The sequence below is a fragment of the Streptomyces albiaxialis genome (genome assembly GCF_039530985.1).
In the GTDB taxonomy this organism is placed as follows: domain Bacteria; phylum Actinomycetota; class Actinomycetes; order Streptomycetales; family Streptomycetaceae; genus Streptomyces; species Streptomyces albiaxialis.
Window position 1 is genome coordinate 15273 of the sequence record NZ_BAAAPE010000021.1, and the last position, 26734, is coordinate 42006.

Annotated in this window: 19 protein-coding genes and 2 pseudogenes; 12 read left to right on the top strand and 9 right to left on the bottom strand. The window is 74.1% G+C overall.

The annotated features are described in order from the left end of the window. Positions 1–92: 92 nt before the first annotated feature. The 6 genes from ABD343_RS34840 to ABD343_RS34865 all read left to right on the top strand — a co-directional run bounded on the left by ABD343_RS34840 (position 93) and on the right by ABD343_RS34865 (position 7376). Positions 93–941: a hypothetical protein gene (locus tag ABD343_RS34840; RefSeq protein WP_344534150.1), complete on the top strand. Its 849-nt coding sequence runs from the start codon at positions 93–95 to the stop codon at positions 939–941. Between the two features lie 84 nt (positions 942–1025). Continuing rightward, positions 1026–2141 (top strand): winged helix DNA-binding domain-containing protein, encoded by a 1116-nt coding sequence (locus ABD343_RS34845; RefSeq protein ID WP_344534151.1) that lies wholly within the window; start codon positions 1026–1028, stop codon positions 2139–2141. Positions 2142–2170: 29 nt separating this feature from the next. Continuing rightward, positions 2171–3847, top strand: a complete 1677-nt coding sequence (locus ABD343_RS34850; protein ID WP_344534152.1) for an AMP-binding protein — start codon at positions 2171–2173, stop codon at positions 3845–3847. Next, a complete protein-coding gene (locus tag ABD343_RS34855) occupies positions 3844–5535 on the top strand; it encodes an AMP-binding protein (RefSeq protein ID WP_344534153.1) in 1692 nt (563 codons plus the stop codon). The genes ABD343_RS34850 and ABD343_RS34855 overlap by 4 nt, the downstream gene beginning before the upstream one ends. Further along, positions 5535–6188: an HAD family hydrolase gene (locus ABD343_RS34860; RefSeq protein WP_344534154.1), complete on the top strand. Its 654-nt coding sequence runs from the start codon at positions 5535–5537 to the stop codon at positions 6186–6188. The genes ABD343_RS34855 and ABD343_RS34860 overlap by 1 nt, the downstream gene beginning before the upstream one ends. 252 nt (positions 6189–6440) lie before the next feature. After that, positions 6441–7376, top strand: a complete 936-nt coding sequence (locus ABD343_RS34865) for an endonuclease/exonuclease/phosphatase family protein (RefSeq protein WP_344534155.1) — start codon at positions 6441–6443, stop codon at positions 7374–7376. Positions 7377–7394: 18 nt separating this feature from the next. On the opposite strand, the gene ABD343_RS34870 is transcribed toward ABD343_RS34865, so the two are convergent. Beyond that, complete coding sequence (locus ABD343_RS34870; protein ID WP_344534156.1) at positions 7395–9149, bottom strand: helix-turn-helix domain-containing protein; 1755 nt, start codon at positions 9147–9149, stop codon at positions 7395–7397. A gap of 184 nt (positions 9150–9333) precedes the next feature. On the opposite strand from ABD343_RS34870, the gene ABD343_RS34875 reads away from it, so the two are divergent. Next, positions 9334–10338 (top strand): ArsR/SmtB family transcription factor, encoded by a 1005-nt coding sequence (locus tag ABD343_RS34875; RefSeq protein ID WP_344534157.1) that lies wholly within the window; start codon positions 9334–9336, stop codon positions 10336–10338. 35 nt (positions 10339–10373) lie between these two features. Then, positions 10374–10571 (top strand): hypothetical protein, encoded by a 198-nt coding sequence (locus ABD343_RS34880; protein WP_344534158.1) that lies wholly within the window; start codon positions 10374–10376, stop codon positions 10569–10571. On the opposite strand, the gene ABD343_RS34885 is transcribed toward ABD343_RS34880, so the two are convergent. From ABD343_RS34885 to ABD343_RS34905, 5 genes are all read right to left on the bottom strand, one after another. Beyond that, a complete protein-coding gene (locus ABD343_RS34885; protein WP_344534159.1) occupies positions 10546–11694 on the bottom strand; it encodes an XdhC family protein in 1149 nt (382 codons plus the stop codon). The genes ABD343_RS34880 and ABD343_RS34885 overlap by 26 nt on opposite strands. A gap of 10 nt (positions 11695–11704) precedes the next feature. Continuing rightward, positions 11705–13186 carry an NCS2 family permease gene (locus ABD343_RS34890; RefSeq protein ID WP_344534160.1) on the bottom strand — a complete coding sequence of 494 codons (1482 nt, stop codon included), beginning with the start codon at positions 13184–13186 and terminating at the stop codon, positions 11705–11707. 86 nt (positions 13187–13272) lie between these two features. Continuing rightward, a complete protein-coding gene (gene pucD / locus ABD343_RS34895) occupies positions 13273–15639 on the bottom strand; it encodes a xanthine dehydrogenase subunit D (protein ID WP_344534161.1) in 2367 nt (788 codons plus the stop codon). After that, positions 15636–16142 carry a (2Fe-2S)-binding protein gene (locus tag ABD343_RS34900; protein ID WP_344534162.1) on the bottom strand — a complete coding sequence of 169 codons (507 nt, stop codon included), beginning with the start codon at positions 16140–16142 and terminating at the stop codon, positions 15636–15638. Before ABD343_RS34900 ends, pucD begins: the two co-directional genes overlap by 4 nt. Next, on the bottom strand, positions 16133–17014 hold the full coding sequence (locus ABD343_RS34905; RefSeq protein WP_344534163.1) for an FAD binding domain-containing protein: 882 nt from the start codon (positions 17012–17014) through the stop codon (positions 16133–16135). The genes ABD343_RS34900 and ABD343_RS34905 overlap by 10 nt, the downstream gene beginning before the upstream one ends. Positions 17015–17248: 234 nt before the next feature. Here ABD343_RS34905 and ABD343_RS34910 point away from each other — a divergent pair, with 234 nt between their 5' ends. The 4 genes from ABD343_RS34910 (at position 17249) to ABD343_RS34925 (ending at position 25150) form a co-directional block, all read left to right on the top strand. Continuing rightward, positions 17249–18937, top strand: a complete 1689-nt coding sequence (locus tag ABD343_RS34910) for a PucR family transcriptional regulator (protein WP_344534164.1) — start codon at positions 17249–17251, stop codon at positions 18935–18937. Positions 18938–19074: 137 nt separating this feature from the next. Beyond that, complete coding sequence (locus ABD343_RS34915; RefSeq protein ID WP_344534165.1) at positions 19075–19986, top strand: alpha/beta fold hydrolase; 912 nt, start codon at positions 19075–19077, stop codon at positions 19984–19986. A 96-nt stretch (positions 19987–20082) separates the two neighbouring features. Next, entirely contained in the window at positions 20083–21807 is a 1725-nt protein-coding gene (locus ABD343_RS34920) for an MFS transporter (RefSeq protein WP_344534166.1), read from the top strand. Between the two features lie 163 nt (positions 21808–21970). After that, a complete protein-coding gene (locus ABD343_RS34925; RefSeq protein WP_344534167.1) occupies positions 21971–25150 on the top strand; it encodes an ATP-binding protein in 3180 nt (1059 codons plus the stop codon). Here ABD343_RS34925 and ABD343_RS41075 read toward each other — a convergent pair. From ABD343_RS41075 to ABD343_RS34940, 3 genes and pseudogenes are all read right to left on the bottom strand, one after another. After that, a pseudogene (locus ABD343_RS41075) lies at positions 25057–25470 on the bottom strand (DUF6596 domain-containing protein); the annotation flags it as partial. The gene ABD343_RS34925 and the pseudogene ABD343_RS41075 overlap by 94 nt on opposite strands. Positions 25471–25670: 200 nt before the next feature. Continuing rightward, positions 25671–26462 (bottom strand): ABC transporter permease, encoded by a 792-nt coding sequence (locus tag ABD343_RS34935; protein ID WP_344534168.1) that lies wholly within the window; start codon positions 26460–26462, stop codon positions 25671–25673. Next, positions 26459–26734 (bottom strand): annotated as a pseudogene (locus ABD343_RS34940) (ABC transporter); the annotation flags it as partial. The gene ABD343_RS34935 and the pseudogene ABD343_RS34940, both read right to left, overlap by 4 nt.

The window sequence follows — 26734 nt, forward strand, 5'->3', positions numbered from 1 at the left end:
CCCTCTGTTCGCTTCGCAAATGCTCGCGTATCGGGGACGATTGGGGGGCTGGATATGCCCGTCACCCGTGCCAGGAGCCAGGAGCCGAAGAGATGGCAGAGAGCGTGCTCGTGCGCTGTCCCGTATGCCGGCGCGAGCACACGTACACCACGCCCGTCTACCCGTGCACCTGCGGCGCCCCCGTCGCGCTGCCCGTGCTGCGCGCCGGTGTGCCCGTGCAGGTCACGCACCGTACGTGGGCGGGGTCCTGGGTGCGGGTGCGCTGCGGATCCTGCGGCCGTGACGACGAGTGGCCGCAGCCGGAGTTCGGGTGCGACTGCGGGACGGTGCTGAGGCTGCCGGTCGCGGGCGCGGGCGGCGCGGTGCCGCCCAGGTCGCTGCCGGGCGTGCAGGACGCGGCTCCTCCGCCGCGCCCCTCGGCGTCCTCCTCTGTTCCACCCGCCGCGCCCTCGTCCTCGTCCGCCGCGTCCCCGTCCGGCTCCCAGCCCCCGCCCCCGCCTCCCGAGGCGGCGCGGGCACCGCGCACGGCGTCGCGGCGGCCGTCCCTGCCGCCGCTGCGGCGCCCCGCGTTCCGGCCCGTCACGATCCGCACGGCGCAGGACGCGAAGACGGCCGCCGCGCAGTATCTGCGCTGGCTGGGGTTCACGGAGATCCGCGTCACCGAGCGGACGCCCGCCTCCGGCATCGACCTGCGCGGCCCGGAGGTCGTCGCGCACGTCGATCCGACGACCTCGCCGACGGCGCTGCGCGAGATCGAGACGCTCTGGCTGAACGGGCTCAACGAGTCGGCGGTCGCCGTCTGCTTCTCCCTCGCGGGGTACGCGCGCGACGCGCGGGTGCGGGCCGACGAGCTGGCGCTCCCGCTGTTCGTGCTCGACCTGACGGGCACACCGCAGCCCGTCAACGACCCGGCGGACGAGCTGATCCGTTCCACGCCGTAGTCGCGGACAGGGGCACAGGCGGAGGCACAGTCGCGGTCGCGGTCGCGGACAGGGGGTGTCCTCGATCGCCGTTAGCGTCGTCCCATGACGCCGACGACCCTCAGCACCCGGGCGCTCAACCGCGCCACCCTCGCCCGGCAGTACCTGCTCGCGCGGGAGGACGTGGACCCCGCGGCGGCGGTGACGCGTCTCGTCGGGCTGCAGACGCAGATTCCGCACAACCACTACACCGCCCTCTGGTCGCGGCTGGCGGACTTCGATCCCCACGACTTCTCGCGGCGCCTGAACGCACGGGAGTTCGTGCGGATCAGCCTCCAGCGCTCGACGATCCACACCGTGACGGCCCGCGACTGCCTCGCGCTGCGGCCCGTGCTCCAGCCCGCGCAGCGCGGCAGCTTCGGGTCGTTCGCCAAGCGGCTGGCGGCGGCGGGCGTGGACGCGGGGAAGGTGGCGGCGCGCGCGGCCGAGCTGGTCGCCGCCGCCGGGCCGATGACGTTCCATCAGCTCGGCACGCTGCTCGCCGAGGAGTGGCCGGAGGCCGACGCGCAGGCGCTCGGGATGGCGGCCCGGCACCTGCTGCCCATGGTCCAGGTGACGCCGCGCGGGCTGTGGGGCGAGGGCGGGCTCGCCCGGCACACCACCGCGCGGGAGTGGCTGGGCCAGGACCTGGAGCACGAGACCGCGCCCGACGCGCTCGTACTGCGCTACCTCGCCGCGTTCGGGCCCGCCTCCGTCAAGGACGTGCAGATGTGGAGCGGGCTGACGCGGCTGCGCGAGGTCGTCGAGCGGCACCGGGACGAGCTGGTGACGTTCCGGGACCCGCACGGCGTCGAGCTGTTCGACCTGCCGGACGCGCCCCGGCCCGGCCCGGACGCCGAGGCCCCGGCCCGCTTCCTGCCCGAGTACGACAACGTCTTCATCGGCCACCGGGACCGTACGCGCGTGGTCCGCGACGAGGACAGGGCCCGGACCTGGGAGAGCAACCGGCAGTTCCCCGTCTTCCTCTCCGACGGGTTCATCGAGGGCACGTGGCAGCGGGACGGCGGCACGCTCACCCTCTTCCCGTTCCGCGCCCTCTCCCCCGCCGCGCGCCGCGCACTGGAGCGCGAGGCGGGCGCGCTGCTCGCCTTCCAGGCCCCGGGCGAGAACCACGACGTGTGCTGGGCGGGGGCTGGCCAGCGGCCCGCACGCACCTCATGATGGCGCCGGGACGACCTGGGGAGGTACGGATGCCGGAGCTGTCGTACGCGAGCGGGACCGGGGCGGAGCCGCTGACCGGCGACACCATTGGCGCGCGGCTGCGCCGTACGGCCGCGAGGCTGCCGCAGAGCCCGGCGCTGGTGGACGTCGCGGCCGGACGGCGCTGGACGTACGAGGAGTTCGCGCGGGACGTGGACCTGCTCGCGCTCGGGCTGCTCGGCAAGGGCGTGCGGCGCGGCGAGCGCGTCGGGGTCTGGGCGCCGAACTGCGCGGACTGGGTGCTGGTCCAGTTCGCCGCGGCGCGCGTCGGCGCCGTACTGGTGAGCATCAACCCGGCGTTCAGCGTGGGCGAGCTGCGCTACGTCCTCCAGCGCTCCGAGACCGAACTCCTCTTCGCCGCGCGGGACAGAGAACAGCAGGTCGAACAGGTGTGGGAGGACTGCCCCGCGCTGCGCGACGTCTTCCTCGTCGAGCCCGGCGAGAACGCGGGCTGGTCCGAGCCCATGGACCTGGGGCTCCAGATGACGATGACGTACCCGGAGCGGCTGGAGGAGCGCGCGGCGGAGCTGTCCTGCGACGATCCCGTCAGCCTCCAGTACACCTCGGGCACCACCGGCTCCCCCAAGGGCGCGACGCTCTCGCACCACAACATCCTCAACAACGCCCTCGCGATCGGCACCCTCCTCGGCTACGACGAGAACGACCGGATCTGCCTGCCCGTGCCGCTCTTCCACACCTTCGGCATGGTCATGGGCACCCTCGCCGCCGTCGCCACGGGCGCCTGCGCCGTGCTGCCCGCGCCGTCCTTCGACGCGGGCGCCGTGCTGCGCGCCGTACGGGACGAGGAGTGCACCTCGCTCTACGGCGTCCCGACAATGTTCATCTCCGCACTCGGCGCGCTCGACGCCGGTACGGCGGACGTACGGGCCGGGGACCTGGCGTCGCTCCGTACGGGCATCATGGCCGGGGCGACGTGTCCGGTGGAGGTCATGAAGCGGGTGATGTCCGAGATGGGCATGGCGGGCGTCGCGATCTGCTACGGGATGACCGAGACCTCCCCCGTCTCCCTGATGACCCGCGCCGACGACGACCTGGAGCGCCGCACCGCGACCGTCGGCACCGTGATGCCGCACCTCGAAGTCAAGGTCGTCGCCCCGGAGACGGGGCTCACCGTGCCGCGCGGGGAGCGCGGCGAGCTGTGCGTGCGCGGGTACAGCGTGATGCTCGGCTACTGGGAGGACCCGGAGCAGACCGCCGCGTCCATCGACGCCGCGCGCTGGATGCACACCGGGGACCTCGCCGAGATGGGCGACGACGGCTACGTCCGTATCGTCGGCCGCACCAAGGACATGATCATCCGCGGCGGCGAGAACGTCTCCCCGCGCGAGATCGAGGAGCTGCTGCACACCCACCCCAAGATCTCCGACGTCCAGGTCGTCGGCGTCCCGCACGAGCGGCTCGGCGAGGAGATCGCCGCCTGCGTGATCCTCGCGCCCGGCGTGGAGGAGCTGAGCCTGGAGGAGATCGCCGCGTACTGCGAGGGACGCCTCGCCCGCTACAAGATCCCCCGGCACCTCCGCGTGCTCGACGGCTTCCCGCTCACCACCAGCGGCAAGGTGCGCAAGGTCGAACTGCGCGCGACCCTGGCAGCCACGCTCTCGACCAGGCACGATGTGCCCCAGCCAGGCACACAGGAGGAACGATGACCCAGCCAGCACCCGCCGGGGACGCCCCCGGGGACGCCACCGAGGCCTACCGCGCGGCACGCGACACGCTGCTGCGCCACAGGACGGACTACGACGCGGCGCGCGCCGCGTTCTCCTGGCCGCGGACCGAGCACTTCAACTGGGCGCTGGACTGGTTCGACCGGATCGCCGAGGGCAACGACCGCACCGCGCTGCACATCGTCGAGGAGGACGGCCGCGAGGAGCGCGTCAGCTTCGAGGAGATGCGCGTCCGCTCCGACCGCGTGGCGAACTGGCTGCGCGGGCGCGGCGTCCGCGCGGGCGACCGGGTGATCGTGATGCTCGGCAACCAGGTCGAGCTGTGGGAGACGCTGCTCGCCCTGATCAAGCTGCGGGCCGTCGCCATCCCCGCGACCCCGCAGCTCGGCCCCGACGACCTGCGGGACCGCATCACCCGGGGCGCGGCGCGGCACGTGGTCGTACGGGCCGCGGACGCGCCGAAGTTCGCCGACGTGCCCGGCGGCTACACGCGGATCGCGGTGGGCGAGGGCGCCGGGAACGGCTGGCTGTCGTACGCCGACGCGTACGGCGCCGAGGCGGACTTCGAGCCCGACGGGCCCACCCGGGCCGACGACCCGCTCCTCGTCTACTTCACCTCCGGCACCACCGCCCTGCCGAAGATGGTGCGGCACACCCACAGTTCGTACCCGGTGGGGCATCTGGCGACCATGTACTGGATCGGGCTCAAGCCCGGCGACGTGCACCTCAACATCTCCTCGCCCGGCTGGGCCAAGCACGCCTGGTCGAACTTCTTCGCCCCGTGGATCGCCGAGGCGACGATCTTCATCCACAACTACACGCGGTTCGACGCGGCCCGGCTGATGTCCGAGATGGACAGCGCGGGCGTCACCTCCTTCTGCGCGCCGCCGACCGTGTGGCGGATGCTGATCCAGGCCGACCTCTCGCTGCTCCAGCGCGTGCCGCGCGAGGTCGTCGCCGCGGGGGAGCCGCTGAACCCCGAGGTCATCGAGCACGTCCGGCGGGTGTGGGGCGTCACGATCCGCGACGGCTTCGGCCAGACCGAGACCGCCGTCCAGGTCGCCAACACGCCCGGCCAGCCCCTCAAGCCCGGCTCCATGGGCCGCCCCACGCCCGGCTACGAGGTCACGCTCGTCGACCCCGTCACCGGCGAGGCGGGCGTCGAGGAGGGCGAGATCTGCCTCGACCTCTCCCACGCGCCGGTCGGCCTGATGACCGGGTACGAGGGCGACGAGGAGCGGACGGCCGAGGCGATGGCCGACGGCTTCTACCGCACCGGCGACATCGGCGCGCGCGACGCCGACGGCTACCTCACGTATGTGGGGCGGGCCGACGACGTCTTCAAGGCCTCGGACTACAAGATCTCCCCCTTCGAGCTGGAGAGCGTGCTGCTGGAGCACGAGGCGGTGGCCGAGGCGGCGGTCGTCCCCTCGCCGGACCCGGTCCGGCTGGCGGTGCCGAAGGCGTACGTCGTCGTCGCGGAGGGGTGGGAGCCGGGGGCCGGCACGGCCAAGGCGATCTTCGAGCATGCGCGGGCGCGGCTCACGCCCTACAAGCGGGTCCGCGTCCTGGAGTTCGCCGAGTTGCCCAAGACGATCTCCGGCAAGATCCGTCGCGTCCAGCTACGCGAGCACGCCGCCACATCTCCGGGCACGGAATACCGCGAATAGTGCCTCGAGGGTCTCGGCGGCCGGGCCGCACGAAGTACGTCCTGTTCGACGTGGACGGCACGTTGATCGACGCGGTGAGCAACCAGCGCCGGGTCTGGGCGGCCTGGGCGGAGCGGTACGGGCTGGACGCGGACGAGGTCTACGAAGTGGCGCTGCGGACGCGGCCGACGGAGACGTTCGCCCAGGTCGCCGCGGACCGCGATCCGCGTGAGTGCCTGGCCGCGCTGCACGAGCTGGAGGACGAGGATGTGCGCTCCGGCGCCTACGCGGCGTTCGACGGCGCGTCGGAGCTGCTGCACGCTTTGGCGCCGGGGTCCTGGGGGCTGGTGACCTCGAACTACGCGCACCGGGTGCGGGGGCGTTTCGCGCGGACGGGTCTGCCGGTGCCGGACGTGATCGTGGACGCGGCGACCGTCGAGGAGGGCAAGCCCTCTCCCGTTCCCTATCTGCGAGCCGCCGAGCGGCTCGGTGCCGGTCCGGGGGACTGCCTGGTCGTCGAGGACGCGCCGTCCGGAGTGCGGGCGGGGCTCCGGGCCGGGATGACGGTCTGGGGCGTCAACGCCCCCGTCCCGGTGGCCGGCGTGCACCGCCACTTCCCCCAACTCCACGAAGCGACCCCCCACATCCTCGCCTTCACCGCCGCCCCTAACTAATCCCCTCAAGCAGGGCTTGCCCCTTTAGGGGCGCGGGGAACTGCGCGGCAAGCCACGATGCAGGCGCAGCCTGCGATGCACGCGACGGGGCAGCCCGGGCGCAGCCCTCATCGCCGGGCACCCGGCGTCGAGGGGGTACCCCGGGGGCGGTGGCGCTTCGCGGGGGTGAGGCATTATCGAGGCGTGCTCACGGGGACTGAAGGTGACGTTGAACAGGGCGAAGGCCGACGCGGACGGCGCCGGCGCCATCCCGTGCTGGCGTTTCTCGCCGGGCTCTTCCTGCTCGTACTCTCGGTGCCGCTCGCGCTGCGCGGCGCCGATCTCGACGGCCCCTCCCCCGTCCCGCAACTGCTCGCGTTCCTGCCGTGGTTCCTCGTGCCGGCCTGGCTCGCGCTGCTGGCGGCCGCGTTCGCGCGGCGGCCGGTGCTGCTGGTGTGGGCCGTCGCGGTGCTCGGGGCCACGGGCTGGTACCTCCAGCCGTACGGGGACGACGCGCCGTCCGGCGCCAAGGACCGCCCGTCGAAGGTCCGTTTCCGGGTGCTGACGGCGAACCTGGAGTTCGGCGGCGCCACCCCGGCCCTGCTCGACACGCTGCGGCGCGAGCGCCCGCAGATCGTCTCGGTGCAGGAGTGCGACCACACATGCGCGAAGGCGCTGCGCTCGCGCGGGATCCGCGAGGCGTACCCGCACCGGCTGATCACCGGCGGCGACGGGGCCGACGGCTCGGCGCTGCTCAGCGTCTATCCGCTGCGCAGCGAGCGCGAGGTGCCGGGGCGGCTGTCGATGCCGGGGGCGGTCGCGGACGTGCACGGCCGCAGCGTACGGATCCAGGTCGCGCACCCCATGCCGCCCGAGTTGCGCGGGCTGGCCACGTGGCGGCGCGAGCTGGGCGCGCTGCGGGCGTACGCCGAACGGCGCGGCGACCTCCCCACGATCATGGCGGGCGACTTCAACTCGTCGCAGGACCACGCCGCGTTCCGCGCGATCCTCGACACGGGCATGCACGACGCGGCCCGGATGCTCGGCCAGTCCCGCACCCCCACCTGGCCGTCGCTCACGGCCCCGCCGCTGGGCGCGCAGATCGACCACATACTGCTGAGCGAGCCGCTGGTCCCGGTGGACGGCCGTTTCCTCGACTACCCGGGCACGGACCACCGCGCGTTCCTGGCGGACATCAAGCTGTTCTAGCTAGCACGCACCGCGTGGTCAGCGGCTCTCGACCAGGACGGGCTCCTCGCCGAAGGCGAGGCGGGATCCGGGGCGGGCGCGCTCGGTCGCACCGCTCATGCGCAGGACGCGGCGCGCGCCCTTCCCCAGGGTGACCTCGGCGCGGCCCCGCTTCGTCCAGTAGATCCGCAGCGTCGTGTCCCCGCGGGTGAGACGGCAGGTGTACGCGTCCCGCGCGAGGCCCATCCGTACGCCCATGCCGCAGGAGCCCAGCTCGGCGCCGTCCAGCCAGCGCTGGAGGCGTGCGACGCGGCGCGCGGCCTCCGAGGGCGGGCCCTCCAGCCGCTCCAGCACGAGCGGCACCTCGGAGCTGCCCCAACTGTAGAAGTACGTCCGGCGCACGCCGTCGTACCAGGCGTAGAGCCCGGCGAGATAGAAGCGGACCGCGTAGTTCCAGGCGCGGCGGGCGTCCAGGCGGTCGCGGAACGCGACGTCCCGGTCCGGGCCGGTGTTCCAGATGGGGCCGCGGCGCACGCCCTCCTTGTAGAGCAGCTCCCGTACGTGTTCGGTCAGTTCGATGCTCTCCTCCGGCGGTCCGTCGGCACGGCGCGGGGGCAGCTTGAACGCGGCGGCGTCGCAGTGGTGGAACGCGCCCGTGCGTGCGAACTCGCGCAGCAGGGTCTTCCCGCGCTCGGTCCACAGCTCGCCGAAGGACGGGCAGAGCACCGTGGCCTCGGGATCGACGCGTTTGATGATCTTCGAGGCGCGGCGGACCATCTCCGCGAGCCGCTTCATGCTGCCCGCGAAGCTGGGCGGGTGGTTGGGGTAGTCCCACAGCTCGTACGCCTCGATGCGGCCCTCGTACCGCTCGGCCAGCTTGCCGATGAAGCGCTCCCAGTCGGCGAGGTCGTCCGGGGGCGAGGCGACCGCGTCCGCGAAGTCCGACTGCTTCCGGCTCTTCGCGGCCCACGGCGGGGTGCCGCCGATGGTGAACAGCACGGGGAGTTTCTTCTTCTCGGCGGCGTCGACCATCCGTTCCAGGTTGTCCCACTCGTAGTGGCGGCGGCGGGGTTCGAGGGTGGCCCAGCGGCTGTCGCTCTGCCACAGCCGTACGGACCCGGCGCGGAAGCCCGGCATCTCGCCCGTACTCGTGGAGAGGTTCAGCCCGAAGAACGCGGCGGGCACCTTCTCGCCCGTCACGCTCCAGTCGGGGCCGCGCTCGCCCTGCGCGCCCGAGGACACGGAGGGCACGGGGGCGGGCGGGTCGCCGCCCCGGTCGCGGTCGAAGGCGAGGGTGCCGGCCACGGTGGCGAGGACGAAGGCGAGGACCAGGGTGACGACGCGGGCGGCGGTGTGGGCGCGGAGGGACGAAGCGAGCCGGGGCCAGAGCCCGGCGCCGGACTCGGACTCGGCCCCCGGTCCGGGTCCGGGTCCGGGCCCGGACCCGGGCTCGGCGTCCGGTTCCGGTTCCGCTTCGCGTACGGATTCCGTTTGCGACGTGTGCGACGCCTGCGACACCGGCTCGCCCGGTGCCTCGTCGGCGTCCGCGTTCGCCCGCTGCCAGGCGCGGTAGAGGCGGTCGAGGCTCGGGTCGCCGGGGGTCACGCCGCAGGCGCGGGCGATGAGTTCGACGGCGCCGAAGGCAGGGGGAACGGTGCTGCCCTGGCAGTAGCGGTGCACGCTGGAGCGGCTGAGCCCCGAGCGGTGCGCCAGCGCGGAATAGCTCCGTCCGCTTCGCTGTTTCAACTCCTCCAGCAGATCCGCCAGTTCCGATCTGCCCGATTCAGACGCCATCGCACCGTCCCCCACGGCCCTCGTCACCCCCGGCGGGACACGTCCCCGCCGTCCCACCGCACCGGAAAATGGCAGGTGAATCCCGTCTCACCGTCCCGTTATCCCATCTGCCGCCACCTTCTTGCCACGGAATCGACAAACCGTCGAAGATCCGTGCACGCACACATGGCATTTCGGGGGATACATGCTTCGCCTGCACTTCACTGCCGGTGATCTCGCGCGTACACGCGTCGCCGACGGGCCCGATCCGCTCTGGGAGTCCGTCCTCAGCCTGCACAGGCTCCGCGAGACACGTCCGGAACCGCTTCTCTCCGGCTGGCGGGAACACGTCCTGCGCCAGGCCGCCGCTCCGCTTCCGTTTCTGCTGCCGCTCGTTCCGTCGCGCGGCTACTTCCCGGACTTCCTCACGCCCGCCGAAGGCGCGTACGGCTTCGAGACGGGCCTCGACGCACTGCTCTCCACGCCGCACGGCCAGCTCCGCGGCCAGGTCGAGAAGCTCGGCGAGGACCGGCCGCTGACGCCGTGGCTGCGCGCCGTCCGCGAGGGCCGGGCGGCCTCGCTGCACCGGCTCGGCGACGCCCTGCGCGCGTACCAGGACGCGGCGCTCGGCACCTGGTGGCAGCGGATCATGGCCCGCGTCGAGTCCGACCGCACGATGCGCGCCCGTACGCAGTGGGCGCGGGGCACCGAGGCGATGCTGCGGACGTTCGAACCGGTGCTGCGGTGGCGGGCGCCGGTGCTGGAGGCGGAGTACCCCGTCGACCGCGACGTCCATCTGGAGGGCCGGGGGCTGCTGCTGATCCCCTCGTACTTCTGCCGGACCAAGCCGGTGGCCCTGGCCGACCCGTCTCTCCCGCCGACGCTGGTGTACCCGGCGCGCTCCTCGGTCCCACGCGCCCGGCCGCTCACCGAGCTGGGCGGCCGGCACCTGGCCCGCCTGCTCGGGCCGACGCGGGCGGCCGTCCTCCAGTCCCTCGACGGGGACTGCACCACGAGCGAACTGGCCCGGCGCGCCGGGGTCTCGCTCTCCTCGGCCAGCGAGCACGCCTCGGTCCTGCGCGGCGCGGGCCTGGTCTCCAGCAGCCGCCAGCGCAACTCCGTACGCCACGCCCTCACCCCCATAGGGCTCGCCCTCCTCGACGGTCACCCGGGCCTCCCGGACCCGACCGAAAAGGCGTGCGAGGCGTAACGGCCGTAACGCCGGACCGCCGTAACGCCGTCCTCGTGATCTTTCCTGTGGCGGAGGCGACGACGCGCCTACGCCCGGACGACTCGGAACCGACCGTCGAGCACTGCGAGCGGACCGAGGAGAAGCGCAAGGTCGGCGCCGTCGACAAGGCGCTGAGGAACCCCTGGGAGGACCTCCGGGACCTGGTCGTGCCCACCGCCGCGGAGGTCAGGAAGGCGCGGGGCTGCCGGTGAGGGCGGGGTCGTGGTGGATGGGGGTGTGGGCGCCCGTCAGGGGGGCGCCCGTGCCGCCGTGGCGGGCGGCGACGATCTCGGCGGCGATCGAGAGCGCCGTCTCCTCCGGCGTACGGGCGCCCAGGTCCAGGCCGATCGGGGAGCGCAGCAGGCTCAGTTCGGCGTCCGTCAGGCCCGCCTCGCGCAGCCGCGCGAGGCGGTCGAGGTGGGTGCGGCGCGAGCCCATGGCGCCCACGTACGCGAGCGGCATCCGCAGCGCCCGTTCCAGCAGCGGGACGTCGAACTTCGCGTCGTGGGTGAGGACGCAGACGACCGTACGGGCGTCCAGCGCGTCCGCCTGGGACTCCAGGTAGCGGTGCGGCCAGTCGACCACGATCTCGTCCGCCTCCGGGAAGCGGTCCGGCGTGGCGAAGACGGGGCGCGCGTCACACACCGTGACGTGGTGGCCGAGGAACTTCCCGGCCCGCGCCAGCGCCGCCGCGAAGTCGATCGCGCCGAACACCAGCATGCGGGGCGGCGGCACCGAGGATTCGACGAGGAGCCGCACGGGGCGGCCGCAGCGGCTGCCCTCCTCGCCGATGCCGACCGTGGCGGTGCGCCCCGCGTCGAGCAGGGCGCGGGCCTCCGCCGCGGCCGTCGCGTCCAGCATGGGGTGGCCGCCGAGCGTGCCGTCCACCCCGCCGTCCGTACGGACGTGGAGCGCGGCCCCCAGGAGTTCCCGGGGGCCGTCCACCACGCGGGCGACCGCCGACGCCTCGCCGGCCGCCGCCGCGGCCAGCGCGGACTCGGCGACGGCGCGGGCCGCCGTGCCCGCCCGGAGCGGCGTCACCAGGATGTCGATGACGCCGCCGCAGGTGAGGCCGACGGCGAAGGCGTCCTCGTCGCTGTACCCGAAGCGCTCGCGGCGCGCGGCCCCGGACTCCAGGGCCTCCTGGCACAGCTCGTAGACGGCGCCTTCCACGCAGCCGCCGGAGACGCTGCCCACCACCTCGCCCGCCGTGTCCACGGCGAGCGCCGCGCCGGGCTGCCGGGGAGCGCTGCCGCTCACGTCGACGACCGTGGCGACGGCGAAGTCCCGGCCCTCCCCGCACCAGCGGGTCAGCTCCTCGGCGATGTCCAGCATCCGTTGCTCCTTACTTTGCGCCCAGCCAGCCCTCGATGGGACTCAGCGCGAAGTAGATCAGGAATACTCCCGCCAGCACCCACATCAGCCAGCCCGGCTCGCGCCAGCGCCCCTGCACCGCCTTGATGAGGACGTAGGCGACGACTCCGGCCGCGATGCCCGCCGTGATCGAGTACGCGAAGGGCATCAGCACCGTCGTCAGGAAGACCGGGATCGAGACCGCGGGGTCCGTCCAGTCGATGTGCATCGCGTTCGTCATCATCATGGCACCGATGACGACGAGCGCGGCGGCCGCGACCTGCGGCGGGATCACCTGGGCCAGCGGTGTGAGGAAGAGGCACAGGGTGAAGCCCAGTCCGGTGACGACGCTGGCCAGGCCCGTTCGGGCGCCGTCGCCGACACCCGCCGTCGACTCGACGAAGACGGTCTGGCCCGAGGCCCCGGCGAAGCCGCCGACGACCCCGCCCGCGCCGTCGATGGCGAGGGCCTTGTTCAGGCCGGGCATCTTGCCCTGCTCGTCGGCGAGCCCGGCCTGCTGGCCGATGCCGATGATGGTACCGATCGCGTCGAAGAACCCGGCGAGGACGAGCGTGAAGACGATGACGCCGACGGTGATCGCGCCCACGTCCCCGATGCCCTTGAACGAGACCTCGCCGAACAGCCCGAAGTCCGGGGAGGAGACGAGGGACCCGGAGATCTCGGGCGCGTTCCTGCCGCCCCAGTCCTTCTTCGTCAGGTCCGCGAACTGGTGCACCAGCGCCGCCAGCACGGTTCCGCCGACGATGCCGATGAGGATCGCTCCCGGCACCTTGCGCACCTGGAGCGCGAAGATCAGCAGCACGGTGAACGAGAAGCACAGCACGGGCCAGCCGGTGAGCTGGTCGGCGGTGCCGAGCTGGATGGGCTTCTCGCCGGGTACGCCGCCGGGCCCCGGCATCGAGGTCACGAACCCGGCCTGGACGAGGCCGATGAGGCAGACGAAGAGCCCGATGCCCATGGTGATGGCGTGCTTCAGGGCCAGCGGTATCGCGTTCATGATGAGTTCGCGGAGACCGGTGACGACGAGCAGGATGATCACGGCGCCGTAGATCAGGCACATGGCCATCGCGTTGCCCCAGGTCATCTCCGGGGCGACTTGGAAGGCCATCACCGCCGAGACGCTGAGTCCGGCCGCGAGGGCGAGGGGCACGTTGCCGACGATGCCCATCACGATCGTCGTCGCGGCGGCGGCGAACGCGGTCGCCGTCGTGAGCTGCCCGCCGTCCAGCTTGTGCCCCGCGACGTCGGGGACCGACAGGATGACGGGGTTGAGCAGGATGATGTACGCCATCGCCATGAACGTGGTGATGCCGCCACGCACCTCGCGGCCGTACGTCGAGCCTCTGTCGGAGATGTGGAAGTACCTGTCGAGCCAGCCGCGTCCGGCCGGGACGCGGGAGCCGTGGCCCGCGTCCTCCGGGGACGTGACCGGCTCAGCCTTGTACTGGGTCATGTGTGCTGACTCCCAAGTTTCAGAGGGGGTTGGGGACCACACGACCCGGGGGACGGCCCGAGATTCGTGCGCATACGAGCTACAGGTCAGACCTCCACGATGTGTTCGGGACGGACGGGGACCCGCCGGAGGGCGAGGCCCGTCGCCGCGCGGACCGCGGCCATGACCGCGGGGGTGGACGAGAGGGTGGGGGCCTCTCCGGCGCCCCGGAGCCCGTACGGGGCGTGCTCGTCCGCCAGCTCCAGCACGTCCACGGGCATGGTGGGCGTGTCGAGGACGGTGGGGATCAGATAGTCGGTGAAGGACGGGTTGCGGACCTTCGCCTCCGGGTCGACCACGATCTCCTCCATCACGGCGAGGCCGAGGCCCTGCACGGAGCCGCCCTGGATCTGGCCCACGACGGCGTCGGGGTTCATGGCCCTGCCGACGTCCTGGGCGCACGCCAGCTCGACGACCTTGACGAGGCCCAGCTCGGTGTCGACCTCCACGACGGCGCGGTGCGCGGCGAACGAGTACTGGACGTGCCCGAAGCCCTGGCCCGTGCGGAGGTCGAAGGGCTCGGTGGGGCGGTGCCGCCACTCGTCGGTCGCCTCGACCGGCTCGTCGCCGAGCACCTCGGCCAGCGGGGCGAGGACCTCGCCGCCGTCGGTGACGACCTTGCCGCCCTCCAGCCGGAGCCCGGCCCGCTGCCACGCGGGGTGGAAGGTGCCGAAGCGGGCGCGCCCGCGCTCCAGGACCTTCTCCCGCACCAGCTCGCACACGTGCTTGACGGCGCCGCCGGTGACGTACGTCTGGCGCGAGGCCGACGTCGATCCGGCGGAGCCGACGGTGGTGTCGGCGGGGTGGATGGTGACCTGGGTGACGCCCAGTTCGGTGCGGGCGATCTGCTGGTGGACGGTGACGCCGCCCTGGCCGACCTCGGCGGCGGCCGTGTGGACGAGCGCGACGGGCTCGCCGCCGACGACCTCCAGGCGGACGCGGGCCGTCGAGTAGTCGTCGAAGCCCTCGGAGAAGCCGACGTTCTTGATGCCGACCGCGTAGCCGACGCCGCGCACGACGCCCTCGCCGTGGGTGGTGTTGGACAGCCCGCCGGGCAGCGCCCGTACGTCCGCGTCGCCGCCGCCGGTCTCCCACTGGCGTTCCGGCGGCAGCGGCAGGGCCTTGACGCGGCGCAGGATCTCCGCGACCGGCGCCGGGGAGTCGACCTCCTGCCCGGTGGGCATCACGGTGCCCTGCGACATCGCGTTGCGCCGACGGAGTTCGACCGGGTCCATGCCGAGTTCGGCGGCGAGCCGGTCCATCTGCGCCTCGTACGCGAAGCAGGCCTGGACCGCGCCGAAGCCGCGCATGGCGCCACAGGGCGGGTTGTTGGTGTAGAGCGCGAGGGCCTCGATCTCGACGTCGTCGATGACGTACGGGCCCGCGCTGAGGGAGGCCGCGTTGCCGACGACCGCCGGGGACGCGGAGGCGTAGGCGCCGCCGTCGAGGACGATGCGGCACCGCATGTGGGTGAGCTTGCCGTCCCGCGTCGCACCGTGCTCGTACCGGAGCCTGGCGGGGTGGCGGTGGACGTGCCCGAAGAAGGACTCGAAGCGGTTGTAGACCATCTTCACGGGCTTGCCGGTGCGCAGCGCGAGCAGGCAGGCGTGGATCTGCATCGATAGGTCCTCGCGCCCGCCGAACGCGCCGCCGACGCCCGAGAGCGTCATCCGCACCTTCTCCTCGGGCAGCCCGAGGACGGGCGCGATCTGCTTGCGGTCGGAGTGCAGCCACTGGGTGGCGATGTAGAGGTCCACGCCGCCGTCCTCGGCCGGGACGGCGAGCCCCGACTCGGGGCCGAGGAACGCCTGGTCCTGCATCCCGACCTCGTACTCGCCCGACACGATCACATCGGCGCGCTCCGCCGCCGCGTCCGCGTCGCCGCGCACGACGGGCTGGCGGTGGACGATGTTGGGGTGCGGGACGTGGGCGGCGTGGTCATCCGTCCGTCCCTCGTGGAGCACCGGCGCGTCCTCGGCGACCGCGCTCTCCTCGTCGTGCACGACGGGCAGTTCGCGGTACTCGACGCGGATCTTCGCGGCGGCGCGCCGCGCCGTCTCGGGGTGGTCGGCGGCGACGAGCGCGACGGGCTCGCCGTGGTGCCGCACCCGGCCGTGGGCGAGCGCGGGGGTGTCCTTGATCTCCAGGCCGTAGTTCTTCGTGGCGGCCGGGAGGTCGTCGTGGGTGAGGACGGCGTGCACGCCCGCCTGCCTGAGCGCCTCGGAGACGTCGACGGAGACGATCTCGGCGTGCGCGTGCGGGCTGCGCAGGGTGCAGCCCCACAGCATGTCCTCGTGCCACATGTCCGAGGAGTACGCGAACTCGCCGGTGACCTTGAGCGTGCCGTCGGGGCGGGGCGCGTCCTCGCCGATACGGCCGCCGGTGCGGCTGGGCCGGAAGGTCTGTGCCGTCATCGGGCCGCCTCCCCCGCCTCTGTGCGGGCCGCCGCGAGCCGTACGGCGTCCAGGATCTTCTCGTAGCCGGTGCAGCGGCACAGGTTGCCGGAGAGCGCCTCGCGGATGTCGGCGTCGGACGGGTGCGGGTTGTGCTCGATCAGTTCGTCGGCGGCGACGAGCAGCCCTGGGGTGCAGAAGCCGCACTGGACGGCGCCCGCGTCGAGGAAGGCCTGCTGTACGGGCGCGAGTTCGCCCGTTCCGCCGTCCCGCTCCCGGGCGTACTCCGGCAGGCCCTCGACGGTGACGACCTCGCGGCCCTCGGCCTGTCCCGCGGCGACGAGGCAGGCGCAGACGGACTCGCCGTCGAGGCGGACCGTGCAGGAGCCGCACTCGCCCTGCTCGCAGGCGTTCTTGGAGCCGGGCAGGCCGAGGCGCTCGCGCAGCACGTACAGCAGGGACTCGCCCTCCCATACGTCGTCGGCCTCGTGCCGGCGTCCGTTGACGGTGAAGGTCACGCGCATCGGGTGCTCCTCTCCGCGTACGCGCCCCAGGTCCAGCCGAGGGTGCGGCGGGCCATGACGCCGACGGCTCGGCGGCGGTAGGCGGCGCTGCCGCGTACGTCGTCGATGGGGTCGCAGGCCCCCGAGCACAGCTCGGCGAACCGCCGGGCCACGGACGGCGCGGGCGGCCTGCCGCTCTCCCAGTGGCCGCCCTCCTCCAGCGCCGCGCCGAGGAAGTCCTCGGCGGCGCGGGCGCGCAGCGGCGTCGGCGCGGCGGAGCCGAGGCCCGTGCGCACGGTCCGGGTCTCCGGGTGCAGCGCCAGGCCGAAGGCGCAGACGGCGATGACCATCGCGTTGCGCGTGCCGACCTTCGAGAACTGCTGCGGCCCGTCGGCCTTCCTGATGTGGACGGCCCTGATCAGCTCGTCCTCGGCGAGCGCGTTGCGCTTCACGCCCGTGTAGAAGTCCTCGACGGACAGGAACCGGGTGCCCCGCACCGACTCCGCCTCGACCTCGGCGCCCGCTGCGAGCAGCGCGGGGTGCGAGTCCCCTGCGGGGGAGGCGGCGCCGAGGTTGCCGCCGACGCTGCCGCGGTTCCGGATCTGCGGCGAGCCGACGGTGTGCGAAGCCAGTGCGAGGCCCGGCAGCTCCGCGGCGAGGCACTCGATGATCTTCGTGTACGGGACGGAGGCCCCCAGCCGGACCGTCTCCTCCCCCACCTCCCACTCGTACAGATCGCGCACCCGGTTCAGGTCCATCAGGTGCGTGGGCCGGCGGTGGTCGAAGTTGATCTCGACCATGACGTCGGTACCGCCCGCGAGGGGCACGGCGGAGGGGTGCTCGGCCTTGGCGGCGAGCGCCTCCTCCCAGGTGCGCGGTCGAAGGAACTCCATGGTGTCTCTTCTCGCTGGCTCGGTGGTGGTGCGGGACGCGACGAGGGATGCCGCTCAGTAGACAGACACGTACCCCGCGCGGTGCAGTCACCGAAAACATGAAGCGTTTGGCTGGTCGGGCATCGGGTCTTGTAGATTCGAACGAACGCCGGGTACCACTGCCCACACGGCTTCCTCCGGTTCCTCCGGCCCCGCACCCCCTCTCACGACAGAAAGATCGGCGGCGACGACGCGATGCGGCTGCGCGCACTCCTGGAGAACGACGACCTGGGCCTGCGGCTCCTCGGCGGCGAGGACGAGCTGGACCGTGCCGTGCGCGGCGTCATGACCACCGACCTGCGCGACCCCAGCCGATATCTCTCCGGCGGCGAGCTGGTCCTCTCGGGCCTGGCCTGGCGCCACGCGCCCGAGGACTCCGAGCCCTTCGTCCGCATCCTCGCCGCCGCCGGTGTCGCCGGGCTCGCGGCGGGCACGGCCGAGCTGGGGCCGGTCCCCGAGGACCTGGTGACGGCCTGCGCGCGGCACCGGCTGCCGCTGTTCTCGGTGACGGAGGCGGTGGCCTTCGCGACGATCACCGAGCACGTGGTGCGGCAGGTCTCCACCGAGCGCGCGGGCGACCTCGCGGCCGTGGTCGACCGGCACCGCCGCCTGATGTCCTCCGGGCCCGGCGGGGGCGGCCCCGACGTCGTCCTGGACCTGCTCGGCTCGGACCTGGACCTGCCCGCGTGGGTGCTCTCGCCGACCGGCCGCCAGGTCGCGGGCCCCAGCGAGGGCCCCGCCCTGCCGCCCGCCGTCGGCGCCCGGCTCGCGGGCGAGCACCTCGCGGCCGTACGGACGGGACGGCGCACCCCGCACCGGGTCACCGCCGACGGCACGACGTACTCGCTCTTCCCGGTGCGTGGCAACGGCTCCGCCGACCCGCGCGAGACGGTGCTCTCCGACTGGCTGCTGGCCGTCGCCGCCGACACGGGCGACTGGCCCGCCGAGCGCCTGGACCTGCTCCAGGGCGTCACCCAGCTCATCGCCGTCGAACGCGACCGCCGCGACGCGGCCCGTACGGTCCGGCGCCGCCTCGCCCGCGAGGTCCTGGAGCTGGTCCAGACGGGCGCGCCGCCCGCCGAGATCGCCGCCCGGCTGCGCGTCGCGGCCCCCGTCCTGCTGCCCGGCCTGGGCACGGCCCCGCACTGGCAGGTCGTCGTGGCCCGCGTCGAGTGGCAGCCGTCCGGCCCGGCCGCCGGGGGCACGGAACTGGACGGCGGCGCCATCGCCCAGTCCCTCCTGGAGGAGGTCCTCGTCGGGCCCGGCGCCGAGGGCTCCGACCACATCGCCGTCGCCCACCTGGACGGGGAGGCGGTGGCCCTGGTCCCGCTCCCGGCGTGCGCCGACGAGGACTGCGGCGACCCCGCCGGGTCCTCCGCGAGCGCCACCGGCCTGGACACGGCGGGCCTGCTGGCCATCGTCCGCGACCCCATGGAACGCGGCCTCGCGGACGACGGGCGGCTCACCCTCGGCGTCAGCGCCGCCGTCCACTCGGCGGAGGGGCTGCGCGGCGCGCTGGAGGAGGCGCGCCACGCCCGCCGCGTCGCCGCGGCCCGCCCCGGCGCGGTGAGCGCCGCCGGGCACGAGGAGCTGGCGTCGCACGTCCTGCTGCTGCCCTTCGTCCCCGACGACGTCCGCCGCGCCTTCACGGCCCGCCTGCTGGATCCGCTCCGCGAGTACGACAGCAAGCATCGCGCCGAACTCGTCCCCACGCTGGAGGCGTTCCTCTCCGCCGACGGCTCCTGGACGCGCTGCGCCGCGCGCCTCCACCTCCACGTCAATACGCTCCGCTACCGGGTCAGCCGTATCGAGCAGCTCACCGGCCGCGACCTCTCCCGCCTGGAAGACAAGCTGGACTTCTTCCTGGCCCTCCGCATGAGCTGACCCCTGCGGGTACGCCGAGTGCCGCGCAGGTGCGGGACGAACTCGTGGGGGTGGAGCGGAGATTTCGTGGGGCGGAGCGATGAGAAACGGTGGGGGCGGCGGTCTACTTCTCGGAGCCTATTCACCGAGGAGACCTCATGAGCGCCGAGCCCGCGACCCACACGCTGGAACTGTCCGACGTGACCCTGCGTTACGACGTCCGGGGTGACCTGGAGGACGCCGGACCGGACAGCCCGCCGCTGATGCTGATCGGTTCGCCGATGGACGCGGCCGGCTTCGTGTCCCTGGCCGGGCACTTCGCCGACCGGGTCGTCGTCACGTACGACCCGCGCGGGACCGGGCGTTCGACGCTGACCGGGAGCGCCGCGGCGGACGCCGCGAAGGGCGTCGCCGAGTGGTCGCCGGACGACCACGCCGAGGATCTGCGCCGGGTGATCGAGGCGCTCGGCACCGGCCCCGTCGACCTGTTCGCGAGCAGCGGCGGCGCCGTGAACGCGCTGGCGCTCATCGCGCGCCACCCCGGTCTCGTCCGGATCGCCGTCGCGCACGAGCCGCCGCTGGCGCGGACCGTGCCGGACAGCGCGCAGGCGCTCGCCGCCGTCGAGGACATCCACGCGACGTACCGGCGCGAGGGCATGGGCCCGGCCATGGCCAAGTTCATCGCGCTCAGCATCCAGCAGGGCCCGCTGCCGGACACGTACGCGGAGCAGCCCGCGCCGGACCCCGCCGCCTTCGGGCTGCCGGTCGAGGACGACGGCACGCGGGACGATCCGCTGCTCAGCCAGAACATCCGCGGCTGCTGCTGCTACGCACCGGACTTCGCCGCGCTCTCCGCCGCGTCCACGCGGCTCGTCGTCGCGGCGGGCAAGGAGTCGGAGGGCGAGCTGGCCGCCCGCGCCGGGGCGGCCGTCGCGGAGCGCCTCGGCCTCCCGCTCGCGGTCTTCCCCAGCCACCACGGGGGCTTCCTGGGCGGCGAGTACGGGCAGCAGGGCGAGCCGGAGGCGTTCGCCGCGCGCCTGCGGGAGGTGCTGGCCGAGCACGCCGACTGACCGTACGCGCCGGTCCGTCCCCGTCCCTCCCCCTCGTCGGGTCCGCCCGGCGAGGGGGCACTTGTTTCACCGTACATGTAAATGCATCATGCACGCATGAGTGCGCCGCGCGGAAAGGCCGCGAGCCCCTTCAAGCAGCCCAAGGCCGTCTGGGTGGTGGCCTTCGCCTGCGTGATCTCGTTCATGGGCATCGGCCTCGTCGACCCGATCCTCCCCGCCCTGGCCGAGAACCTGGACGCCACGCCCAGCCAGGTCTCCCTCCTCTTCAGCAGCTATCTGATCGTGACGGCCGTGGCGATGCTGATCGTCGGCTGGTTCTCCAGCCGCTTCGGCGCCAAACCCACCCTCGTCACCGGCCTCTCCGTCATCGTCGTCTTCTCCGCACTCGCCGGGGCCTCCGGCTCGATCAACGGCATCGTCGGCTTCCGCGCCGGGTGGGGCCTGGGCAACGCGCTGTTCATCGCGACCTCCCTCGCCGTCATCGTCGCCTCGGCGAGCGGCGGCATCGGCGGCGCGATCATCCTCTACGAGACGGCGCTCGGCCTCGGCATCGCCGTGGGCCCGCTGCTCGGCGGCGAGCTGGGCGCGATGAGCTGGCGCGGCCCGTTCTTCGGCGTCGCCGTGCTGATGGCGATCGCGCTCGTCGCCACGCTCGCGTTCGTCCCGTCCCTCCCGAAGCCCGAACGCCGTACGTCACCGATCGCCCCGCTCAAGGCGCTGCGCCACCGCGGGCTGCTGACGATGGGCATCATGGCGCTGCTCTACAACTGGGGCTTCTTCACGATGCTCGGGTACGCGCCGTACCCGATGGAACTGGACGCCCATCAGCTCGGGCTCGTCTTCACCGCGTGGGGCCTGCTGGTGGCGGCCTTCAGCGTCTTCTTCGCCCCGCGCCTCCAGGCCCGCTGGGGCACGGCGCCCGTGCTCTACGCGAACCTGCTCGGGCTCGGCGTCGTGATGGCCGTGATCGCCGCGGGCGTGGACACGCCGTCGACGGTGATCGTGGCGGTCATCGTCTCCGGCGCGTTCATCGGCATCAACAACACGCTCACCACCCAGGCCGTCATGCTCGTCTCGCCGGTCGAACGTCCGGTGGCCTCCTCCGCGTACGGCTTCCTGCGCTTCATCGGCGGCGGCCTCGCCCCGTACGTCGCGGGCAAGCTCGCCGACGCGACCGACCTCGGCGTTCCCTTCTACCTCGGCGCGGCGACCTTCCTCCTCGCGATCCCCGTACTGGCCAGCGGGCACGGACTGCTGCGCCGCGCGGAGGAACGCCCGGAGCAGGGGCCGCCCGTCGGGCCCTCCCTCACCCCGGTCGGTGAGGCGGCACCGGCCACCGGGGCGAAGCCGCCGGTCCTCGTCGCCGTCGGCGCCCACGAGCGCGCCGAGGGCATCGTGGACGCGGCGGCGCGGCTGGCCCGTGACACGGACAGCCCGCTGGAGGTCGTCCACGTCCAGCAGACCGCCGTCGTCGAGGAACAGGCCGTCGAGACCGAGGAGTCCGACGCGGCGCGCGCCGCCGTCACCGCCCACCTCGACCGGCTCGCCGCGCGCGGTGTCCCCGCGACCGGGCAGATCCTCACCAGCGTCGGCGACCACGCCGCCGCGGGGCGCGCCCTGGCGCGGCACGCCGCGGACGTGCGTGCCCGTACGGTCGCCGTCGGCCGCTCGCCGCGCGGCCCCGTCGCCCAGTTCGCGGACGGCGGCTTCACCGCGGCGCTCACGCACGCCGCGCCCTGCGACGTCCTCCTCATCGACCCGTCCGAGGCCCCCCGCCCCCTCACCCCGAAGACCCTCCCCCTCCTCCGCACCCCGTCCTGACGGCCGGGAGGGGCCACGAAAGGGCGCCCCGTCAGGGGCGCGGGGAACTGCGCGAGCGACCGCTCACGACTCGCGGCCTGCGACAGGCGGGAGGGCGCAGCCCCTGCCCAGCAGCCATGGAAGAGGGCGACCAAGATCCGCCGGAACGCTCTAGGGTGCTCCCGTGTCCGTCGTCGAGCTGGCCCTGCTGTCGCGTGTCGCGTGGCGCGGTCAGGAGATCACCGCGCCACGTCTCCGCGGCCTGCTCGCCCTGCTCGCGGAGGAGCCGCGTGCCGGGTGCGGCACCGGGCGGCTGGTGGAGGGGCTGTGGCCGGACGCGGGGCGGGACGCGTTGCCGGAACGGCCGAACAAGGCCCTGCAGATCCTCGTCTCCCGGGCACGGGCGCTGCTCGGCGCCGAGGCCGTCGTACGCACGCCGAACGGCTACCGGCTCGCCCTCGCCGAGGACCGGGTCGACAGCTCCGCGCTCCTCCTGCGCGCCGCCGCCTGCGCGGAGCGGGCCAGGGCCGGGGACCACGCGGCAGCGCTGGCCGAGGCCGAGGAGGGGCTCGCGCTGTGGGACGGGCCGGTGGACGGAGGCGGCCGAGACGGCGGCGACGGCTGCGGCGACAGAGACGGAGACGAGACCGACGGGCCCGTGGGCGCGCTGCGTGCCGCGCGTACGCCCGTACGGGACGCGCTCGTGCGGGCGCGGGCGCTCGCGCTCGCGGAGCTGGGGCGGTACGCGGAGGCGGCCGGGCCGCTCGCCGGCGTCGCCGCCGCGCACCCGCGCGACGAGGAGGTGCTGGCCGGGTTGCTGCGCGCCGAGGCGGCGACGCGGGGCCCGTCCGCGGCGCTGACGCGGTACGAGGCGTACCGCCGCGAGCTGCGCGAAGCGCTCGGCACGGAGCCGGGTGCCGGGCTCCGTGCCGTCCAGCGCGAACTGCTGCGCGACGAGCCGCCCGTGGCCCGGCACGGCGTGCCGCACGAGCCGAATCCGCTGCTGGGGCGGGACGCGGACATCGCCGCGGTCGAGGAGCTGCTGCGCGCCTCGCGCGCCGTCACCGTCGTCGGCACCGGCGGCCTCGGCAAGACGCGCCTCGCGCACGCCGTCAGCCGCCGGGCCGGGCGGCGGGCCGTCCACTTCGTGCCGCTCGCCGGGGTCACGGCGGACGGGGACGTGGCCGCCGAGGTGGCCTCCGCGCTCGGCGCGGGAGAGGGACGGGGCGCGCGGCCCGGCGCGCTGGCCGGGCGTGCGCCGGGCGACCCGGTGGCGGCCGTGCGGAGCGCGCTCGGTCCGGGTCCCGCGCTGCTGGTGCTGGACAACTGCGAGCACGTGGTGGCGGGCGCGGCGGCGCTGGTCCGGGCGCTGGTCTCGGCCTCCGCCTCCGAGGAGCTGCGGGTCCTCGCCACCAGCCGGGCCCCGCTGGGCCTCACCTCGGAGGCGGTGTACGCGCTGCCCGGGCTCGGGCCCGGCACCACCGCCGAGCTGTTCGTCCAGCGGGCGCGGGCGGCGCGGCCCGGCGTCGAACTGCCGCCGGACGCGGTCGCCGAGGTGTGCGGCCACCTCGACGGGCTGCCGCTCGCCGTGGAGCTGGCGGCGGCGCGCGTACGGGCCCTGTCCGTGCCGGAGATCGCCCGGCGGCTCGCCGACCGGTTCGCGCTGCTGCGCGGCGGCCCGCGCGACGTGCCGGAGCGGCACCGGACGCTGCACGCGGTCGTCGAGTGGAGCTGGAACCTCCTCGCGGAGGACGCCAGGGCGGCGCTGCGCACGCTGTCCGCCTTCCCCGGCGGCTTCTCCGGCGAGGCCGCCGCGCACATGCTGGGCGGGGACGCGCTGCCCCTGCTGGAGCAGGCGGCCGACCAGTCGCTGCTCACCGTCGCCGACGGCCCGTCCGGGAGCGTGCGGTACCGGATGCTGGAGACCGTACGGGAGTTCGGCGCGGCCCGGCGTGCCGAGGCGGGCGAGGACGAGGAGGCCGTCGCCCGGTTCCTCGCCTGGGCACGGGAGTTCGGGCTCGCGCACTACGACGTGCTCGTGGGCCCCGATCCGCTCGCCGCGTGGGAGCGGATCAGGGCCGAGCAGGACAACCTCGTACTGGCCCTGCGGCACGCCCGGGCCCGTACGGACGGCGCGTCCCTCGCCTCCGTCACCGCCGTCCTCGCCGCCCTGTGGTCCACGGACCTCGACTACCCGCGCCTCGTCGCGCTCGCCGCCGACACCGGCCCGCCGCTCTCGCACTACCGTCCGGAGCCCGCGTACGTCGAGGCGGCGCGCGCCGCCGCCGTACTGTGCACCGCGAGCCTCTTCATGGACCACGGCCCGCGCGCGACGCGGCAGCTCGTCACCCTCCGGCGGCTGCCCCCGGCCCCGCCCGACACCCCGGCGCGCGCCACCGCGAAGGTGCTCGCCGCGATCCCCGAGATGCGCCCGCCCGGCTACGAGGTGCTGCACGCGCTCTGCGCCGACGCGCACCCCCTCGTCGCGGGCATCGCCGAGTGCGTCGCGACGTACATCTGGACGTACGAGCACGCGCCCGGCCGCGCCCTCGCCGCCGCCCGCCGGATGGTCGCCGCGCTGGAGCCCGTCGACATCCCGGCCCTCCGGGTCATGGCCCACGCCCGCATGAGCGAGCTGTGCCTCCAGAGGGCGCGCGGCGACGACGCGTACGCCCATCTCCAGGCGGCACACGCCCTGTTGCCCCGGCTCGGCGAAGAGCACGACTACAGCGGCATCCACCAGGGCCTCGCCCTCGCCTGCCTCCAGCGCGGCGACCCCGACGAGGCCGAGCGCTGGCTGCGCCACGCGGAGGGCACCGCCGCCGCGCAGACGGGCGCCTTCTACAGCCCCGACCCCGGCGCGCGCGCCGAGATCGCCCTCGCCCGCGGCCGTACGGAGACCGGGCTCCGGCTCTGGCGCGAGGCCGTCGAACGGCTACGCGGCGGCTCGTTGCTCGACCCCTGGGCCCTGGGCATCCAGTCGGCGGCGGTCACGGCCCACGCCCACGCCGGGCGCACCGACCTCGTCCAGCCCACGATCGACGCCCTACGGCTACATCTGCGCGCCCTGCTCTCCCCCGGCGCCGCCACGCCCCTCCCCGTCCTCGGCACCGTCCTGCACGCCCTGGGCACGGCCGGCCTCCCCTCCGGCGACACCGCCCCCGTACGCATGCTCGCCCTCGCCGAACACCTCCACCCGCCCCGCGAGTTCCACCCCACGATGTCCGCCACCCGAGCCCGCCGAGCGGCCCGCGCCGCCGACCCCGACGCCTACACCACCGCCCACGCGGAGTACGCCCTCCTCACCCCCGACGCCCTCCACGAAGCGGCCCGCGCCCTGCTCCCTACGCCGGACGCCCCTTGAGCGCCCCGCCGTTGGCCGGCCCGGTCATGTGGGCGTCGCGCGTTGGCCGCAGAGGCGGGCGGCCCGTCCGCCTCGCCGACGGTCACCGCGCGGTTGAGCCGTACGACCGGGCTGTCGGTCAGCCGTACCAGCTCGTCGTACCACTCCACGATCTGCGCCCAGTCCGTCTCCTCCGCCCGCCGCGCGTCGGCGTGCAGCGCGGTGCGGGCGGCGCGGCGGGCGTGGTGGAGCAGCATCAGCGTGAGCAGCCCCGCGACCTCGGGGTGGTCGAGCGCGGCGGCGAGCTGCCGGGCGCGGTGGATGGCCTCGACGGCGAGATCGGTGGTCAGCCCGCCGACGGCGCCCAGCATGAGCGCGACCGCCGACGACGGCCACACGCGGAGCGCCTCGGCCGGCGTGTCCTGCACCTCGGTGCGGGTGCGGCCCATTCTGGCCGCGTTTCACACCGGGGACGGAGCGGGACGCGGGTTCTCGACATCCCCGCCGGAATTCCCGCCGGAATTCCCGCCGGAATTTTTTCTCAGCGCGGTTCGCGGTCGAACAGCGACCTCGACCAGAGGTAGCCGAGGGCCGCGAGGGCGGCGCACCAGGCGAGGGCGAGCCAGCCGTCGTTGCCGATGCCGGTGCCCAGGAGGAGGCCGCGCAGGGTCTCGATGGCCGGGGTGAAGGGCTGGTATTCGGCGACCGGCCGGAACCAGCCCGGCATCGCGTCGACCGGCACGAACGCGCTGGAGAGGAAGGGCAGGACGATCAGCGGCGTCGCGTTGTTCCCCGCCGCCTCGGGGTTCGCGCTGACCAGGCCCAGGCCGACCGCGACCCAGGTGAGCGCGAGGGCGACCAGCGCGAGCAGCACGAGCGCCGCGAGCCACTCCAGAGGCGTGGCGCCGGTCGAACGGAAGCCGATCGCGACCGCCACCGCGCCCACGACGATCACACTGAGGACCGAGCGCAGCACGCTCCCGAGCACGTGTCCGATGAGGACCGAGCCCCGGTGGATCGCCATCGTCCGGAACCGCGCCACGATGCCCTCGGTCATGTCGAGCGCGACGGACACGGCCGTACCGACGAGCGTGCCGCCGATGGTCATCAGCAGGATGCCGGGCACGAGATACGCGATGTACGCGGCACGGTCGGCGTCGCCGCCGCCCATGCCCGCGCTCATCGTGTCGCCGAAGATGTAGACGAAGAGCAGCAGCAGGACGATCGGCGTCAGCAGGACGTTCAGGGTGAGGGACGGGTAGCGCCGGGCGTGCAGGAGGTTGCGGCGCAGCATCGTGGACGAGTCGCGTACGGCGAGGGCGAGGTTGCTCATCGGACTGCCTCCTTGGGTCCGCCGCCGGTCAGGGCGAAGAACACATCGTCGAGATCGGGGGTGTGCACGGTCAGCTCGTCCGCCTCGACGCCCGCGGCGTCCAGCCAGTCGAGGACGGCGCGCAGCTCGCGCTGGCTGCCGTCGCTGGGGACCCGCACCGTCAGCGCCTCGTCGTGCCGCGTCACGTCGCGCAGCGCGCTCGCCGCCGCGCGGTAGGCGGCGGGGTCGGCGAACCGCAGCCTGATGTGCCCGCCGGGAATCGTCCGCTTCAG